Genomic DNA, 16,134 nt, shown 5'->3' with positions numbered 1-16,134 from the left:
TGAATTTTAGATGTTGATCCGAAGCCCGGCGGCGCAGGCCACGGCAGATTGGGGAGCGCAGGGTCCGCATGACGCTTAGTCTCAGGCAGTTGCGTTACTTCGTTGCGATCGCGGACTCTGGCGCGTTTGCCCGTGCCGCTGAATCGCTCAACATCGCACAGTCGGCGCTTAGCCATCATGTGTCCGAGATCGAGGCCGAGCTGGGCGTAACTCTGCTTGACCGGCGACCGCGGGGAATCGCGCTGACCACGGCCGGGCGAAGGCTTTACGAGCATGCCGGTGCGATCCTGTCCGCGATGGCCAAGGCTGAAATCGACGTCAAGACGTTCACGGAGGTCGCCGCCGGACCGGTTTCGATCGGCGTTAGCCACACCGCTGGTGCAGTCAGCGCTTTGCCTATCATGCAAGGGGTGGGAGTGGGCTGTCCGAATGTTCATCTGACGATCAGCGAAGGATTGAGCCCGCATTTGACCGAACAGGTACTCTCTGGAGCGCTCGACTTCGCTCTTGTATTCAATCCGTCGAACGACGCGCGATTGGAACGGGAAGCCCTGTTGAAGGAAGAGCTCTTCCTCATCGGTCGTGCTGAGATCATCGGTCGTTCGAATTCGCCGATCGCCTTTGCCGACATACCTCAAGGCGCAGTGCTCGGACTCACACCGCCGACTTCGCGTGCGATCATCCAGACGCAGATTCTTCGCAATCAGATCAGGCCGAGCCCGAAGCTCGAGATCGATTCGTTGAATATCATGCGCACGGCACTCGAAGCCGGGCTGGGATGCGCCATTCTGGCAAGGTCAACGGTGGGAAACGATCTGTTAGCGAGCGGAATTCATGCGCGTCGCATCGTTGAACCCACCCTCATGCGCGAACTTTGCCTGATCTCCCTCGCGGACCATCCTCAGACCAGAGCCTTTACGGAAGTGAGAAAGATCTTGAGGGAAGTCGTCCTTCAGGACGCGAAAAGCGGCCGATGGCCAGCGGAGGTGCTCGACAAGCCGAAGAGGCGGTCCGGCAGAAGCGTCGAGAATGATCGTTCGGGGAAGGCAAAGCCCGTACGCAGCTAGGTCCGGCCGACACGTGTGCCATCGTCGGTGTTTGCGAGTCGATGATCTGTGCTGGCAGCAGGATTGCTCCAACGCCAGATGAGTATCGTGGCACGTCGAGGAGCTATCTATTGAGCCGTAACGGCGGTCACGTCGACCTGGAACAACATGTCCGACGTCGGCAGCCGTGCCACGTTCACGAATGTCTGGGCCGGCTGAATCCCGGTTCCGAACACGTCCGCCATGCACCGCCCGTAGTCGGCGAAATAGCGGCTGTCGGTGACGAAGACGAGCATCTTGGCGACGTCCGCGAGCTTGGCGTTCTGCGTCGACAGAAGCGTTTCGACCTTGCGCATGGACGCGCGACATTGCCCCTGGAAGTCTCCAAGAAACTGAACGGCGCCATCCTCGGCCGGGGCCCCGAGGCCGGAGAGAAAGAGAGTGCGACGCGGGCCCGAGACGGTCACGGTGGCGGCGACACCTGGATTGGTCTCGTCGGCACGGTTCTTCCTGGCGAAGCTCCGACCGTCGCCGGGGTCGGTCATCATCGCGATGATGTCGTAGGTGAAGGTCTCACCGAGTGCACTGAGCTGCGGCACGTTGAGAAGCGTGCCGGGGACGCGGACTTTGTCCTCTTTGGGAAGTTGCGCACGGCACTTGGCAGAGTCAGGCTGTCGGACGTCTCCCGTTACGAATGTCGTCGAACGAACGACATTGTCGTTGGTGCCTCCGAGGGCGAGCATCTCGGTCTTCATCTTCTTCTGCACATACGCGCACTGGCTGACGAAGTCCTGCGGGAACATCGCGACCGGCAGTCCCTGGCTCGCCGCTCCCTGGGCGGCATGCAGTCCGGACACATAGGTGGTACTGTCGCGGCCGGAGACTTCGAGAACCTCGGTGGCACCCACGTTCCATTTGCCGAGCGTCTCCTTGTTGCGGAAGATCGAGAACGTGTTGTCGCTGTCCGCGTTGGCGATCGCTGCCGTTGCCTCGATCTCGATCATCATCCCGGCGTGGGCGAGTTGGGAGATGTTCGCAATCGTGAGTGTCGGCCGAGGCAGGTCGACGAAACGCTGATCGATGCATTTGGAGAGGTCGCCGACGTTGCGCGCGTCGGTCAGATAAACGCGGAGCATGACGATGTCGGCCAGTCCCGCGCTCCGGGTTGCGAGCATCCGGCCGATCTTGTCGAAGGCATAGTCGCACTGCTTTGAAAATTCTCCACGAAAACGGACTTGAGGCGCATATTGCGTGGTGCTGTCCTCGTCTTCCGCGCCGACGCCCCACAAAAAAATGGTGCGACTGCGGCCCGCGACGGTGACGATGTCGGCGAAGTGCCCTTGATGTGAGGGCAGCACGCTGAATGCCTGCTTTGAGAATGGAATGTCTTCAGCGTGCGCGCCGGGAAGCGGCAATAGCAGAGAGCCGAGGGTCACGAAAATCGCGAGAAATCTGCTGCTTGTCGTCACTGTCGCTTCCACGATTGCCTTGAAGCCCGAGATAGCGGATATCGCCGCGTCGGGGCATCCAATAGCGAAACGCATGGCGTTCAGTGGATCAAGCCTAACCTCCAGATACAATCTATCTGATATTTAGAAGGCGTCAGGCGGCCATTGCCGCGCCGGACCCGACTTCGACAAATCGCATGAGCTGATCGGACGTGCGATCCGGATTGTAGGCAAGGCAGAGATGGCTCTTTGCCTCGGTCGAGGTCAGCGGGCGCTGGACGACATCGCGGACGGCGATCTGACCGTAGCAATTCGGCAGCACGGCAATCCCGAAGCCTGCGGCCACAAGGCCGAGAATGGCGCCGCCGTCTTCGGCTTCCTGAACCACCTTCGGTGCAAATCCTGCCTCGCCGCAGAGGTGAACGACATGGCCGTTCAATCCGCGTCGGCTAGCATTTGCAAAAAAGATGAAGGGCTGGGACGCCAAGGTTCGCACGGCGATGGCCCCGCGCTTGCGCAGCAGGAGGTGATCCTTCGGTGCGAACAGCTCGAGCGGGTCGGGCCAGAGGCGGCGAATGGTCAGGTTCTTCGGCAGGGGAAACACGGGAGACGGTCGCAGGAAGCCGAGGTCGAGCCGTCGCTCCGTCAGCATCTCGGCCTGTTCGCTGGTCGAGGCGTGAAGCAGCTCGAGGCGTATCTCGGGATAGGTTTGCGAGAAGCGGCGCAGGATGTTCGAGAACGATGCATGGATCGGCGCCGATCCCGTATAGCCGATGCGCAGCAGCCCCGCCTCTCCACGCGCTGCGCGCTGCGCCGTTCCCATCGCGCGATCCAGTTCTGCAAGAGCGCCGCGCGCGTGCCCAAGCAGGATCTGTCCGGCCTGGGTCAGCTCGACGCCGCGGCGCTGGCGCAGGAACAGCGGCGCGCCCACCTCATGCTCGAGGGCCTTGATCTGAAGGCTGAGGGGAGGCTGGCTGAGGTTGAGACGGCGCGCGGCCTTGCTGAAGTTGAGCTCTTCGGCCACCGCGATGAAGTAACGAAGCTGTCGGATGTCCATTCTGGTATTTAAAAAACATATGGCTACTAGCGTCAAATAAATATTGGACGAAATAGCAGGGCGCCCGCCATCCTGCGCCGAGAAAGCAGGATCGAGAACCCGGTGCGCATTCCGCCGGGGCGGGAGGAACGAATGGGAGATCTGCCCAACGAAGTGGAGATCCAGGAGGAAGGACCGCGGGAGGGATTCCAGATCGAGCCGGGGCCAATTGGCTCGGCGGACAAGATCCGCCTCATCGAGGCTTTGGCGCAAACCGGACTTCGGCACATCCAGGTCTGTTCCTTCGTCAACCCGCGCCTCGTGCCGGGATGGGCAGACGCAGATGACGTGGTCGCGGGCTTCCGGTCTGCGCCCGGCGTTCACTATGTGGGGCTCTGGTTCAACGACAAGGGGCTCGACAGAGCGCTCGCGCATTCAGACAAGTTGACGCTGTCGGGCTCGATCTCGCTGTCGGCATCCGATGCATTCACCCGAAAGAATTTGCATCGCAGTCACGCCGAAAACGTTGAAGCGATGCGCAAGCAGACCCGCCTTCACCTGTCGAAAAACGTTCCGGTTCGGCGGATCGGAGTCATGGCGGCGTTCGGCTGCAATTTTCAGGGTGATATCGCGCCTGCGCAGGTCATCAGCACGCTTCAGGACGGCTTCGACATCGCCGACGAATGCGGCGTCTCGATCGAAAGCATCTCGCTGTCGGACACGATGGGCTGGGCGACGCCGCAGCGGGTCGAACGGCTGCTCGGCGAGGTACGCAGCAAGTGGCCGCACCAGCGGATCACGCTGCACCTGCATGACACCCGCGGGCTCGCGGTCGCCAATGCAATGGCCGGTCTGCGGATGGGAGTGACGCGGTTCGACTCCACCGTCGGCGGACTGGGCGGCTGTCCCTTCGCAGGCCACAAGGGCGCCGCGGGCAACATCTGCACGGAGGAGCTGGTGCTGCTCTGCGAGGAGATGGGGATTCGCACGGGCGTCGACCTCGATGCGTTGATCGAAGTCGGACGGATGGCGGAAGAGATCGTCGGCCACCAACTGCCGAGCGAGCTCCTTCACGCCGGAAGTCTCAATTCATTGCGAAGGAAAGCGTCAGTTGTCCACTAAACCTCTTACGGGGCTGAAGGTCCTGGAGTTCAGCCATACCATCATGGGGCCCTGCGCGGGCTTGATCCTTGCGGATCTCGGAGCCGACGTGATCAAGGTCGAGCCGGCTCCGGATGGCGACCATACCCGCCGCCTGCCGGGATTCGGCGCGGGCTTCTTTGCCGGTTTCAATCGCAACAAGCGCAGCATCGCGATCAACCTGAAGCATCCCGAGGGCCGTGCGACCGTCCACCGGCTGGTGAAGGACACCGATATCCTCATCGAGAACTACGCGCCCGGCACGATGGAGCGGCTCGGGTGCGGCTACGTCGATCTCGAAGCGGTCAACCCGCGTCTGATCTATCTGGCGCTCAAGGGGTTTCTCGCGGGCCCCTACGAGCATCGGCCGGCGCTCGACGAGGTCGTGCAGTTTCAGGCTGGGCTTGCCTATATGACGGGCCCCGCGGGCCGGCCATTGCGCGCGGGCGCTTCCGTCAACGATATCACAGGCGCCATCTTCGGGGTCACGGCCGCGCTGGCTGCAATTCGCGAGCGCGACGTGACAGGGCGAGGTCAGCGGATAAGCAGCGCGCTGTTCGAGAGCGCGGCTTTTTTCATGGTCACGCATATGGCGGGCGCGGTCGCCAGCGGGCATCCGCCAAAGCCCATGCCGGAGCGGCGTCACGCCTGGGCGATCTACGACGTGTTCAACACGAGCGACGATCAGATCTTCATCGGCGTCACCAGCGACAAGCAATGGACGCGGTTCACCGAAGAGTTCGGGCTTCTCGACCTCGGAGAGAATCCCGATCTCGCGACCAATGTGATGCGGGCGAGCCATCGAAGCTGGCTCATTCCCGCGGTGCAGCAGGCGCTTGCATCGCTTTCGAAGGCGGCAATCGCCGCGCGGTGCGAGCGCGCATCCGTTTCCTGGGCACCTGTCGGCAAGCCGACAGATCTGTTCGATGATCCTCATCTGCGCAGTCATGGCGGACTGATCGACGTTGCGATTCGCACTCCCGAAGGCGCGACCGAGATGACGGGCCTGCCCGCCATGCCCGTCGAATTCGGCGCGGAACGCGAGCGGCCAGGGCTGACCCGTCAGCCGCCGCGTCTTGGCGAGCATACAAGCGAGATCCTGGCTGCTGCCGGGTTTGATCGTGCCGAAATCGAAAGGTTGCTCGCCGATCAGGTGCTTGCAGCCAGTCCATAGCGGGAATGCAGACAAGAAACACAAAGGGGAGGTGACGTTGCTATCGCGACGAAAAATGTTCGGACAGGCGCTGGCATGCGCCGTGCTGCATGGCGTGGCCGGCAAGTGCTTCTCTTCCGAGGCATTCGCGGAGGAGGCTGCTGGTCAACCCGGGTTGAATTTCTATCCGTCGCCACAGCTGATCAAGGCCGAGATCTACACGGAAATGCCGGGCAAATTCCGGCGTACCGGCGTGAAGTCTGAATGGTCGACCGTGAACAAGGTCGGCCAGCCGCCGGTCGACAGCTTCATCGAAGGACTCACGCTCGATCACCAGGGCAACCTCTACGTCGTCGACGTTCCGTTCGGCGCCTCTTCAGGATTTCGGCCGACCGCGAATGGACGCAGCTCGCGGAATGGGATGGAGAACCCGGCGGCATGGCGCTGCACCCGAACGGGAAGTTCTTCATCACCGACTACAAGCAGGGTCTGCTCACCTTCGATCCCGCCACCAGCAAGATCGAGCCGTTTCTCGGCCGCCGCGACAGCGAGCACTTCAAGGGACTAAACGACCTGACCTTCGCGCTGAACGGCGACATCTACTTCACCGACCAGGGGCAAACCGGATTGCAGGATCCTACCGGGCGGGTTTACCGGCTACGAACCAACGGGCAGCTCGATCTGTTGTTGTCGACCGGAATCAGCCCGAATGGCCTGGTCCTGCATCCGAACGAAACCGTGCTGTTTGTCGCCATGACGCGCGATAACTCGGTATGGCGGGTCCCGCTGTTTCCCGACGGAACGACCGGAAAGGTCGGGCGCTTTGCGTCCTTCTACGGCGTAAGCGGGCCTGACAGCATCTTCATCGACGAGCAGGCCAATCTGTTCGTGCCGCACGCCTCGCTCGGCTCGGTCTTCGTGATCAACCCGGACGGCGAGCCGATCGCGCGTATCGTGTCTCCGAAAGGCAAGACGACGACGAACGCCAAATTTGGCGGCCCGGATCGGAAGACGGTCTACATCACGCAATCCGACACAGGCGCAATCCTGAAGGCGTCATGGCATGTCCCCGGTCGCCGCGTCTACGCAGACGCGGAGCGGAAGTGACGCCGATCAAGCGCTGGCGCTTCTCCTGCGCCGGCCAGAAACAAAGATGTTGACGGGAAGGCAGCGCATGCACGGGCCAGCAAAGCAAATCGACGTGGAACAGACAAGCGGCAGCGGAGCAAGCGTCGGAGCTGCCGTCGATGCTGCGGCCGCCGCCTTGATCAATGCACGGTTGGATCGCCTGCCGATGGGTTGGCCAATCTGGAGACTGGTCTTGATGGTCGCCCTCGGCGCCTGGTTCGAGATCTACGACGTCTTCTTCACCGCCTATATCGGGCCGGGCCTCAGGAGCGGAATTTTCACGACCTCGACCGTGAACTTCTTCGGCTTCACTGGACTGGGTGCCTTCGTCGCCGCGATGTTCGCCGGCTTGTTCGTTGGGACGCTGGTATTCGGTCAGTTGGCCGACCGCTTCGGTCGACGCGCTGTCTTTACGGGCGCGTTGCTCTGGTACACCGCGGCGGCCGTCCTGCTCGCTTGTCAGCACACCGCGGAGTGGATCATCTTCTTCCGGTTCCTGACGGGCATCGGCGCGGGTGCGGAGATCGTGACGATCGACTCCTACACGACCGAACTTGTCCCGGCCAATTCGCGCGGACGATCGTTTGCCTTCCTGCAAGCAATACAGTTCTCCGCCGTTCCCACCGTCGCGCTGGTCGCCTGGTACTTCGTGCCGACGGCGCCGCTCGGTATCGATGGCTGGCGCTGGGTGGTCTGGATCGGCTGTGCTGGCGCCGTGGCCGTCTGGTTCATTCGGCTGGGCTTGCCGGAAAGTCCGCGCTGGCTGGCGCAGAGGGGCCGCATCGCCGAAGCCGATGCCATCGTTTCACGGCTCGAGCGTGAGATCGTTGCGCGGACCGGGTCGCTATTGCCCGAACCCGAGCCTCAACCCCCCGTGGTGCAGGAAGCGGAGGTGAGTTTTGCCGAGTTGTGGCGATCGCGATACCGCGGGCGCACCATCATGATGCTGGTGTTCAATTTCTTTCAGTCGATCGGCTATTATGGCTTCGCGAGCTGGGTCCCGACGCTCCTGATCGCCAAGGGCATCAACGTCACGCATAGCCTGCTCTATTCGTTCGTGATCGCGATCGCCAATCCCATCGGCCCCTTGCTTTCGATGACATTTGCCGAACGGATCGAGCGAAAGTGGATCGTGGTAGGCTCGGCGACGTCGATGGCAATCATTGGATTGATCTTCTCGCGGCAGGAGGATGCCGCGCTTATCGTCGCCCTGGGAGTCGCCATGGCGCTGGCGAGCAATTGCCTGACATTCTCCTATCGCGCCTACCAGGCGGAGCTCTTTCCGACCCGCATGCGCAGCCGGGCGATCGGGGCCGTTTATTCGATCAGCCGCATCAGCGCGATGTTTTCGGGCTTCCTGATCGCATTCTGCCTTCGCGATTTCGGTGTGACGGGCGTCTTTGCGCTGATCGCTGGATCGATGGCGATCGTCGTTGCGACGATCGGCATCTTCGGCCCGCGCACGAACGGGCTCAAGCTGGAGACGGTGTCCGCATAGGTCGATGCCACGATGTCAGAGCTGATGCCCGAGACGATGGCCGGACCAAGACGGTTGCGAACCCTGCTGGGCGACTATCCGGGGACCGCTGCGCTCAGGAGCGGCGCGCTAACCTCCGACCGTGTGAGGTTCGATTTCGCCGACTATCCCTCGGTGGTCGATGGCTTCAAGCCGATGATCCGGGACCGGGCGTTCGACGTGTCCGAACTCGCAATCGTCAGCTATCTGGTCGCCCGTGATTTCGGCAAGCCGCTGGTGCTCTTGCCGGTGACGACGACCGGACGGCTGCCGCATGCGCGCGCGCTCTACAACGCGGAGCGGGGCCGGCTCTGGCCGTCGGATCTGGCCGGCAAGCGCGTCGCGGTGCGGTCGCTGACGACGACGACCGGCGTTTGGCTGCGCGGCATACTCGCCAACGACTACGGCGTTGACCTCGATCGCATCGAATGGGTTACATTCGAGGACCCTCATGTCGCCGAATGCCGTGAGGATGGCACGCGCGCGCCTGCGGGACGAACCATCTTACAGATGTTGCTCGATGGAGAGGTGGACGTCGTCCTTGGTGAGACGTCGGCCGATCCGCGGCTGAAACCTCTGTTTCCGGATCCGCGCGCTGCGGGCGAGGCCTGGTTTCGAAAATATGGTGTCACCCCGATCAATCATTCGGTCGTGGTCACCCGGGCGATGCACGACGATGACCCCGGTTCGGTGCAGGAAGTGGTCCGTTTGTTGAAGCAATCGAACGATCTTAGCCTGTCTCGGGATTCGACGCCTTTTGGCATGGAGGCCATGCGTCCCGCCTTGCAAATGCTGATCGACTACGCGGTGCAGCAGAATCTGGTGTCGCGGTCGTTTCGCGTCGAAGAGCTATTCAGTGACCTGACCATGGGCCTGATCTGACAGCCTGCCGTCCGGACGGCAAACGCCTTCCCGCCGTGTTCCGATCCATCGCAACCAAAAAGAAGCCCGCCCCGAGGGGCGGGCAGTATGGGAGGAGAAAATATCTCGCCAATGCGATCGCGTCGAGCAGTCGCGATGCGCAGTTTCAGGAAAGAGCATGCGGAAGCGTTCGCCACCAGCAGAACTTGGCGATAGCATCCATCTAGGAATCAGAAGGCCAAGCGTAGTTGGGCATCCTTGCTTGCGAGATGAGTCGGTAGCGCGAAGCCTGTTGCCGGCACGAAGCAGCGATCATTTTATCTCGTAGAGTTCGATTCGAATTCTGTTCGGCAGTCAGGTCTGACCGCGCGTCGTTAATCGATCCTCGATAGGCCGGCGCGATCGATCACGCCATTCCATCGCGTGATCTCGCCGGCTACGAAGTCGCGCATTTCGGCCGGCGAGCTCGCCTTGGCGCGCACGCCGAGATCGTCGAGCTTTTGCTGGAACGCCGCGTCTTCGACCAGCGCGCGCAATGTTTCATTCAGCCGCGCGATCACGGGCGCTGGCGTGCCGGCTGGCGCGGCGATGCCGATCCAGGAGATCACCTCGAAGCCGGGAATGCGGGTGCCGATCGAGGGAACGGTCGGCAGGGCGGGCCACGGTTCAGCACTCGTGACGCCGAGACCGCGCAACGTGCCGCCGTTGATGCCCTGACGCGTCACGGTGATGGTGTCGACGATCAGGTCGATGTTGCCGCCGAGCAGATCGGTCAGCGGTTGCATGCCGCCGCGATACGGCACATGCGTCAGCTTGATGCCGGCGGACAGCGATAGAAGCTCGCCGACCAGATGTTGGGTCGATCCAAATCCGACCGAGCTGAAGGTCAGCTTCCCGGGCGCGGCCTTGGCCGCCGCGATCAGGCTGGACAGATCCGTGATGGGACTGTCCGCGCGTGTCGCGACGACGAAGGGGAACGTGCCGATGAGCGAGACAAAGCTGAAGGCCTGCACCGGGTCGAATCTGAGGCCCTTGTAAAGCGCGCCCGAGACGGCATGGCCGCCGGTCAGAAGGATCAGCGTGTGTCCGTCCGGCGCCGCTCTGGACACCAACTCAGATGCAAGGTTTCCACCGGCGCCGGGCTTCGCGTCGACAGTCACCGTAGCTCCGAGCTTTTCGGCAAGCCCCGCCGCGACGAGGCGCGAGATCGTATCCGCGTTGCCGCCGGCACCGAACCCGTGCATCAGCGTGATCGGCTTTCGCGGCCACTGGTCGGCAGAAGTGGCGGGCGAGGCGATCATGACTGTCAACAGCCACGCGCCGGTCATTGCCGCAAGCTTGCGAAGCATGGAACCCGTCCCTTCAATCGTCTGCGCTGCACCTACAGATGGCGGCCGCCATCGACCACGATGGTGGTCCCGGTGCTGACCTTCAGATGCGTGGCACATGCCAGGATCGCCGCTGCGACGTCGTCTGCCTCGACCACGCGACGGAGCGGCGTCGACTTCGCGCCGGCTTCCAACGCCTCCCGGTCGCGGCCCGGAACGAAGTCGGTGGCGACGGCCCCGGGCGATACGCTGATCACGCGAATTTCCGGTCCGAGTGCGCGGCCGAGCGACATGCCGATATTGTCGAGCGCGGCCTTCGAGGCGCAATAGGCCACATTGCTGCCCGAGGCGGTAAAGCCGGAAATCGACGAGACGTTGACGATCACGGCGTCGCCGGACGCCCGCAATTGCGTACGCAGCGCGCGGATAGCCGAATAGGGGCCGCGGATGTTGGCGATCAGGATCTGCTCGAACAGGTCGTCGGTCAGAGCCTCGAGATCGTGATGTGGAATTGCGCGGGTGAATCCGGCCGAGTTCACGAGGATATCGAGCTTTCCGCCCCGCCCGTCGATCTGTGCGGCAAGCGCCTGGAAGCTGGCGGGATCCTCCAGCGCAAGGTGCGCGACTGCGTGCCGACCGGCAGGCAGGCTGCGCAGCAGCTCCTGCGCACGCACCTCGCTGCTGTGATAGCCGATGATCACATCTGCTCCCGCGGCCGCAAGGCGTTTGACCGTGGCCGCGCCGATGCCGTTGCTGCCGCCGGTCACGACGGCGAGGCGGCCGGCCAAATTATCGATAGCGCTCATTGAGGATCCCCGTTCGGATTGCGATTTTGAGCCGGTCGCGCAGGGAAGTCTGTCACCTGATCGAGGGACAGCGGCGGCACCCTGCGGCGAGGTAGACTTGCAACGAACCTCGTCAATTCAGCACAAGGCGCATCAGCTCATTCTGCGAGGAAATGCCGAGACGCGCGTAGGCCCGCTTCTTGTAGGTGAGAACTGTGTTCAGCCCTACACCCAGCTCCAGGGCAATACCCTCGGAGGTGAGGCCGAGAATGATGGCGGCGCAGACCTCCCTCTCGCGACGTGTCAGCCCGGGGGCGACGCCGGCAAGGCGGACCCGATAACGCGTGAAGGAGTTTTGCCGGTCGGCCAGGCCGTAGTCGGCGTGGCGGCGTGTCAGTGCCAGCAACAGGCCTGCACGATCGGCGATACGCTGAACATCGTCATCGGAAAAGGCGTCGCCCTTGCTTCGATAGATGTTGATGCGCAATGTGTGATTGCCCTTCATGTCGATCAGGCTGACGCGATGGTCGAGACATACGGAGGCGTAGCAGGCGCGGCGATAGTCGGAGTGAACGATCTCCGAGGCCTGCGTATGCAGAATCCAGCTCTCGCTGCGGTCGGCTGTCCCGGTGTCCAGCGGGACGCGATTGGCGAGGTCGTGCCGCCAGTAGTCGCGGCAATACTGATCGGCGACCCCGCGAGCGATCGGTGCCGTGCCGGTGTTTTCAGCGAAGATCAGGCGAGGCTTTTGACGGGGCTCGAAAGCGAATGCGGTGAGGTGGCTGGCCTTCGCCCAGTCAAACGTCGAACGGAACAGTGTCGCGGGAAAAGCCGGCGTGCCGAGATGCTCGATCAGATCGGTAAGCCCGGGCATGTCCGCTGACGTCGATGGCGGTCCAATGAGGCGGTGTGTCCGCATGCACGCTCCTCGTGTTCCCCCTCACGTTGACTTTGAGCTTTCTATAGACGAAATGAAATTTGTATGCAAACTTGCGTGCAAAGCGGTAGCCATCCATGCCTCCCGACGATCCGCTGCCATCCCGTCTGTCGAGCGACGTCTATGCTGTGCTGCGTCGCCAGATCGTGACTGGCGAGCTGCGCCCGAACCAACCCCTCATCGAGCTGGATATCGCCGAACGGTTGCAGGTCAGCCGCACGCCGGTGCGGGAAAGCCTTCAGCGCCTCGCCCACGCGGGCCTCGTCGTGCCGCGCAAGCGCGGCTGGGCGGTGCGCGAATTCACGCCGGATGAGATCAGGCAGAACGCAGAGGTGCGCATGGCGCTCGAGGGCTACGCCGCAAGCCTTGCCGCATTGCGCGGCTCGCCTTCGGACATCGCCGCGATCGTGGCCATCCACGAACGGCGGCTGAATTTGCGCAGCTCGGACGAGGCCATGCGGGTGAAGACCAACCGCGATTTCCACGATGCCATCATGCGGGCTTCAGGCAATCCACGGCTCACCGATGCGATCTATCATTCGGGGCAATTCTACTTCAACGCGCCGATCGCTCGCGTGACCACGGGCGAGGAGCTGGCGCTCGGCAATGCGGATCACGCCTTGATCGTTGCCGCCATCAAGAAGCGAGATGGTCCGGCCGCCGAAAAGGCGATGCGGGCGCATATTCAACGAACCTTCGCCTTGTTTTGGCGGGTCACTGGTCTTGCGGAGCCGTTAGACGTCCGGCAGGAATGATCGCGTTCGCCGTTGGTCCCCCGCGCATGTGACAGAAGAGATGCGGCGTGCATGCTAGGTCGGCTGCTGACGCGCGGAGATCCCCGGTATGCCGAACATTGCCCTCGACGCGAGCCACGACGCGTCACGCCGAACCTGCCGAGTGCCAACCAGGCCTCCACAGATTTTCCCATCCAGAATCTGCCGTACGGCATCTTTCGCCTTGCGGCTGATGACGGCACGCCCCGCGGCGGGGTCGCGATCGGCGATCACATTCTCGATGTCTCTGCGGTCGCGCCGTTGCTCGGAGAGGCGCAGTCTCTGGGGGCGCTCCTGGCCGCTCCAACCCTGCAGCCACTGATGTCGCTGTCGCCGGGCGCGTGGACCGCCTTGCGCCTTGCCCTTTCGAATCTCTTGTCTGCCGGCCACGGCGAGCATCGTCGGGCCGAGCGCCATCTCCATGCGATGTCCTCTGTCGAGATGTTTCTCCCCGCCAAGCCTGGCGGCTTCGTCGATTTCTTCGCCTCGATCCAGCACGCGACCAATGCCGGTCGCACCTTCCGGCCGGACAATCCGCTGCTGCCGAACTACAAATACGTGCCGATCGGCTATAATGGCCGGACCTCGACCATCGGCGTGGGAGGCGAGGTGCGCAGGCCTCGCGGCCAGACGCGTTCTGCTGGCGAGGATGCGCCGTCATTCGGTCCGAGCCGGCGCCTCGACTTCGAGGCGGAGCTTGGCGTCTTCCTCGGCGGACATTCGGTGCAGGGCGAGCCGGTGCCGCTGGCACGAGCCTGGCAACATGTGTTCGGCTTTTGCCTCCTCAACGACTGGTCGGCACGCGACATTCAGGCCTGGGAGTATCAGCCGCTCGGCCCGTTCCTTGGTAAGAGTTTTGCGACCACCATCTCGCCCTGGGTGGTCACCGTGGATGCGCGCGTCCGTTTCGCGTGCCCGTGCGGGCGCGCCCGGATGGCGACCCAGCACCGCTGCCTTATCTTGCCGACGGCGAGGACCAGGCTATCGGCGCCGTGGACATCGTGCTGGAGACCCGGCTGGCAACCGCAAGGATGCGGCAACAGGGAAGCGAGGCGGTCCGTCTCGGACGAGCCTCGACGCGCGAATTGTACTGGTCGGTCGGCCAGATGGTCGCTCATCACACCAGCAACGGATGCAGCATCGAGGCGGGCGATCTCTACGGCAGCGGCACCGTCTCCGACGACCACGAGAGTGGTCTCGGCAGCCTGCTTGAGATATCGAGAGCTGGTGCACGTTCGCTGAAGCTGCCGAGCGGCGAGCAGCGGACATTCCTGGAAGACGGCGACGAAGTCACCATGACCGGCCGATGCATCCGCGACGGCTTCGTGCCGATCGGCTTCGGTCGTTGCGCCGGACGGATCCTTCCCGCGCTCGCCGGCTGAATCCGGCGAGCCCCCCGCGTTGTCCCCCGCGCATGTGACTGACCAGATCGAGCGGGGTGGCAGGATTGCGGTCAGCTCCACATGATTTGCCGCGAGGCTCGTTCGCCCATGACCGTTCATACCAATGCTTTCAGCGAGGCGGTGCTGTCGCCCCGTGACGGCTCGCCGGCCTACATGACCGGCTTCGAGAATTCGTTTGCAACCGAAGCCGTTGCTGGCGCGCTTCCGGTGATGCGCAATTCACCGCAAAAGGCGCCGCTGGGCCTCTACGCCGAGCAACTGTCCGGCACCGCCTTCACCGCGCCTCGCCACAGCAACAAGCGTACATGGTTCTATCGGGTGCGCCCCTCGGTCTTGCACGGCCGAGGTTTTCGCGAGGTCCATGCCCGACTGATCCGGACGGCGCCTTGCCGCGACGAATCGCGGCTTCCGATCGCGCAGCTCCGATGGCCGCCGATCGTCATCCCTGACGAGCCGTGCGATTTCCTTTCCGGCCTTCGGACGATCGCGACGGGGGGCGATGCGCATCTGCAACTTGGTATGGCCGCGCATGTCTATGTGGCCAACCGCTCGATGGCAGACCGCTAGTTCTACAATGTCGATGGCGAGCTGCTGCTCGTGCCACAGCACAATTTGATCCGGGTCTTCACGGAATGCGGCGTGATCGACGCAGGTCCTGGAGAGATCGTGATCATTCCGAAAGGCATGAAGTTCAAGGTCGATCTGCCCAACGGACCTGCACGCGGCTATGTTTGCGAAAACTACGGCAGCTATCTCACACTGCCCGAGCGCGGACCGATCGGCGCGAACTGCCTTGCCAACCCCCGCGATTTTCTCGCGCCTGTCGCCGGCTATGAAGACAAGGAGACGCCTTGCGAACTCTACGTCAAATCGCTCGGCAGGCTCTATGTGACGGACCTGCCGCAGTCGCCGCTCGATGTCGTCGCCTGGCACGGCAACTTCGCGCCCGTGAAGTACGATCTGCGCCGCTTCTCGCCGGTCGGTTCGGTGCTGTTCGACCATCCGGACCCCTCGATCTACACCGTGCTGACCTCGGCTTCCGACATGGCAGGCACAGCGAACGTCGATTTCGTGATCTTCCCCGAGAGATGGGTGGTAATGGAAAGCTCGTTCCGTCCACCGTGGTACCACATGAACGTGATGAGCGAATTCATGGGGCTGATCTACGGCGTCTATGACGCCAAGCCCGGCGGCTTCGTGCCGGGCGGCATGAGCCTCCACAACGCCCTGATCGCGCATGGACCTGATGCCGAAGTTTTCGAGAAGGCATCGCGCAAGGATCTCGTCCCGGAACGCCTGTCGGGCACAATGGCCTTCATGTTCGAGACCCGCTATCCCCTGAGCGCGACCGCCTATGCGTCGCAGCTCGAATTGCTCGATGGCGCCTATCCCGATTGCTGGGACGGCCTCGCGCGCAAGTTCGATCGATCATAGCGCTTCGGAAAGCAAACCGAAGATTTTGGAGGCGGGTTCCTGCGCCCGGCCTTCGGGCGCCAATGTCTTGTCCCTAGGGATAGGGACAGACACGGACCTCCGACGCCGTCTAGGATCGCTCACCCGGGGCAACCGGTGAAGGCATC

General features: G+C 62.9%; 13 protein-coding genes and 2 pseudogenes. 10 read left to right on the top strand and 5 right to left on the bottom strand.

Annotated features, from left to right (window positions below; all coding sequences use genetic code 11):
• Positions 1-68: 68 nt before the first annotated feature.
• Positions 69-1,067 (top strand): LysR family transcriptional regulator, encoded by a 999-nt coding sequence (locus AXW67_RS39080; RefSeq protein ID WP_063682183.1) that lies wholly within the window; start codon positions 69-71, stop codon positions 1,065-1,067.
• A gap of 107 nt (positions 1,068-1,174) precedes the next feature.
• On the opposite strand, the gene AXW67_RS39075 is transcribed toward AXW67_RS39080, so the two are convergent.
• Together AXW67_RS39075 and AXW67_RS39070 are read right to left on the bottom strand one after the other, a co-directional pair.
• Positions 1,175-2,515 (bottom strand): RidA family protein, encoded by a 1,341-nt coding sequence (locus AXW67_RS39075; RefSeq protein WP_201723771.1) that lies wholly within the window; start codon positions 2,513-2,515, stop codon positions 1,175-1,177.
• A 133-nt stretch (positions 2,516-2,648) separates the two neighbouring features.
• A complete protein-coding gene (locus tag AXW67_RS39070) occupies positions 2,649-3,551 on the bottom strand; it encodes a LysR family transcriptional regulator (RefSeq protein ID WP_063682181.1) in 903 nt (300 codons plus the stop codon).
• Positions 3,552-3,683: 132 nt separating this feature from the next.
• Here AXW67_RS39070 and AXW67_RS39065 point away from each other — a divergent pair, with 132 nt between their 5' ends.
• The 5 genes from AXW67_RS39065 to AXW67_RS39045 all read left to right on the top strand — a co-directional run bounded on the left by AXW67_RS39065 (position 3,684) and on the right by AXW67_RS39045 (position 9,349).
• Positions 3,684-4,652, top strand: a complete 969-nt coding sequence (locus AXW67_RS39065; protein WP_063682180.1) for a hydroxymethylglutaryl-CoA lyase — start codon at positions 3,684-3,686, stop codon at positions 4,650-4,652.
• Entirely contained in the window at positions 4,642-5,844 is a 1,203-nt protein-coding gene (locus AXW67_RS39060; protein ID WP_063682179.1) for a CaiB/BaiF CoA transferase family protein, read from the top strand. Before AXW67_RS39065 ends, AXW67_RS39060 begins: the two co-directional genes overlap by 11 nt.
• Before the next feature lie 360 nt (positions 5,845-6,204).
• A complete protein-coding gene (locus AXW67_RS39055; RefSeq protein ID WP_347336779.1) occupies positions 6,205-6,930 on the top strand; it encodes an SMP-30/gluconolactonase/LRE family protein in 726 nt (241 codons plus the stop codon).
• A gap of 217 nt (positions 6,931-7,147) precedes the next feature.
• Positions 7,148-8,449 (top strand): MFS transporter, encoded by a 1,302-nt coding sequence (locus AXW67_RS39050; RefSeq protein ID WP_245315883.1) that lies wholly within the window; start codon positions 7,148-7,150, stop codon positions 8,447-8,449.
• A gap of 12 nt (positions 8,450-8,461) precedes the next feature.
• The gene (locus AXW67_RS39045) at positions 8,462-9,349 is read left to right on the top strand and encodes a substrate-binding domain-containing protein (RefSeq protein ID WP_245315872.1); all 888 of its coding nucleotides are present in this window, start codon (positions 8,462-8,464) and stop codon (positions 9,347-9,349) included.
• A 353-nt stretch (positions 9,350-9,702) separates the two neighbouring features.
• Here the strand turns inward: AXW67_RS39045 and AXW67_RS39040 are convergent, their stop codons facing one another.
• The 3 genes from AXW67_RS39040 to AXW67_RS39030 all read right to left on the bottom strand — a co-directional run bounded on the left by AXW67_RS39040 (position 9,703) and on the right by AXW67_RS39030 (position 12,360).
• A complete protein-coding gene (locus AXW67_RS39040; protein ID WP_063682177.1) occupies positions 9,703-10,677 on the bottom strand; it encodes a Bug family tripartite tricarboxylate transporter substrate binding protein in 975 nt (324 codons plus the stop codon).
• Positions 10,678-10,709: 32 nt separating this feature from the next.
• Positions 10,710-11,462: an SDR family NAD(P)-dependent oxidoreductase gene (locus AXW67_RS39035; RefSeq protein WP_063682176.1), complete on the bottom strand. Its 753-nt coding sequence runs from the start codon at positions 11,460-11,462 to the stop codon at positions 10,710-10,712.
• Between the two features lie 112 nt (positions 11,463-11,574).
• Positions 11,575-12,360 carry a helix-turn-helix transcriptional regulator gene (locus tag AXW67_RS39030; protein WP_082908217.1) on the bottom strand — a complete coding sequence of 262 codons (786 nt, stop codon included), beginning with the start codon at positions 12,358-12,360 and terminating at the stop codon, positions 11,575-11,577.
• Between the two features lie 95 nt (positions 12,361-12,455).
• Between AXW67_RS39030 and AXW67_RS39025 the strand changes: the two genes are divergently transcribed.
• The 4 genes and pseudogenes from AXW67_RS39025 to hmgA all read left to right on the top strand — a co-directional run bounded on the left by AXW67_RS39025 (position 12,456) and on the right by hmgA (position 15,988).
• Positions 12,456-13,133, top strand: coding sequence for a GntR family transcriptional regulator (locus AXW67_RS39025; protein WP_063682174.1), 678 nt, complete (start codon positions 12,456-12,458; stop codon positions 13,131-13,133).
• Between the two features lie 51 nt (positions 13,134-13,184).
• Positions 13,185-13,988: pseudogene (locus tag AXW67_RS44835) on the top strand (fumarylacetoacetate hydrolase family protein); the annotation flags it as partial.
• A gap of 80 nt (positions 13,989-14,068) precedes the next feature.
• Positions 14,069-14,533: a fumarylacetoacetate hydrolase family protein gene (locus AXW67_RS44830; protein ID WP_283806486.1), complete on the top strand. Its 465-nt coding sequence runs from the start codon at positions 14,069-14,071 to the stop codon at positions 14,531-14,533.
• A gap of 108 nt (positions 14,534-14,641) precedes the next feature.
• Positions 14,642-15,988, top strand: a pseudogene (gene hmgA, locus AXW67_RS39015) (homogentisate 1,2-dioxygenase).
• Positions 15,989-16,134: the final 146 nt, after the last annotated feature.

Source organism: Bradyrhizobium neotropicale, assembly GCF_001641695.1.
Taxonomy (GTDB): Bacteria; Pseudomonadota; Alphaproteobacteria; order Rhizobiales; family Xanthobacteraceae; genus Bradyrhizobium; species Bradyrhizobium neotropicale.
Note: the sequence above shows the minus strand (reverse complement) of the source record. Positions and strands in the feature narration are given on the sequence as shown.

What these genes read in the sequence shown, in the direction of transcription:
- AXW67_RS39080 (WP_063682183.1), top strand. Translation starts at nt 69, where the DNA reads ATGACGCTTAGTCTCAGGCAGTTGCGTTACTTCGTTGCGATCGCGGAC.
- AXW67_RS39070 (WP_063682181.1), bottom strand. Translation starts at nt 3,551, where the DNA reads ATGGACATCCGACAGCTTCGTTACTTCATCGCGGTGGCCGAAGAGCTC.
- AXW67_RS39065 (WP_063682180.1), top strand. Translation starts at nt 3,684, where the DNA reads ATGGGAGATCTGCCCAACGAAGTGGAGATCCAGGAGGAAGGACCGCGG.
- AXW67_RS39050 (WP_245315883.1), top strand. Translation starts at nt 7,148, where the DNA reads ATGGTCGCCCTCGGCGCCTGGTTCGAGATCTACGACGTCTTCTTCACC.
- AXW67_RS39045 (WP_245315872.1), top strand. Translation starts at nt 8,462, where the DNA reads ATGTCAGAGCTGATGCCCGAGACGATGGCCGGACCAAGACGGTTGCGA.
- AXW67_RS39040 (WP_063682177.1), bottom strand. Translation starts at nt 10,677, where the DNA reads ATGCTTCGCAAGCTTGCGGCAATGACCGGCGCGTGGCTGTTGACAGTC.
- AXW67_RS39035 (WP_063682176.1), bottom strand. Translation starts at nt 11,462, where the DNA reads ATGAGCGCTATCGATAATTTGGCCGGCCGCCTCGCCGTCGTGACCGGC.
- AXW67_RS39030 (WP_082908217.1), bottom strand. Translation starts at nt 12,360, where the DNA reads ATGCGGACACACCGCCTCATTGGACCGCCATCGACGTCAGCGGACATG.
- AXW67_RS39025 (WP_063682174.1), top strand. Translation starts at nt 12,456, where the DNA reads ATGCCTCCCGACGATCCGCTGCCATCCCGTCTGTCGAGCGACGTCTAT.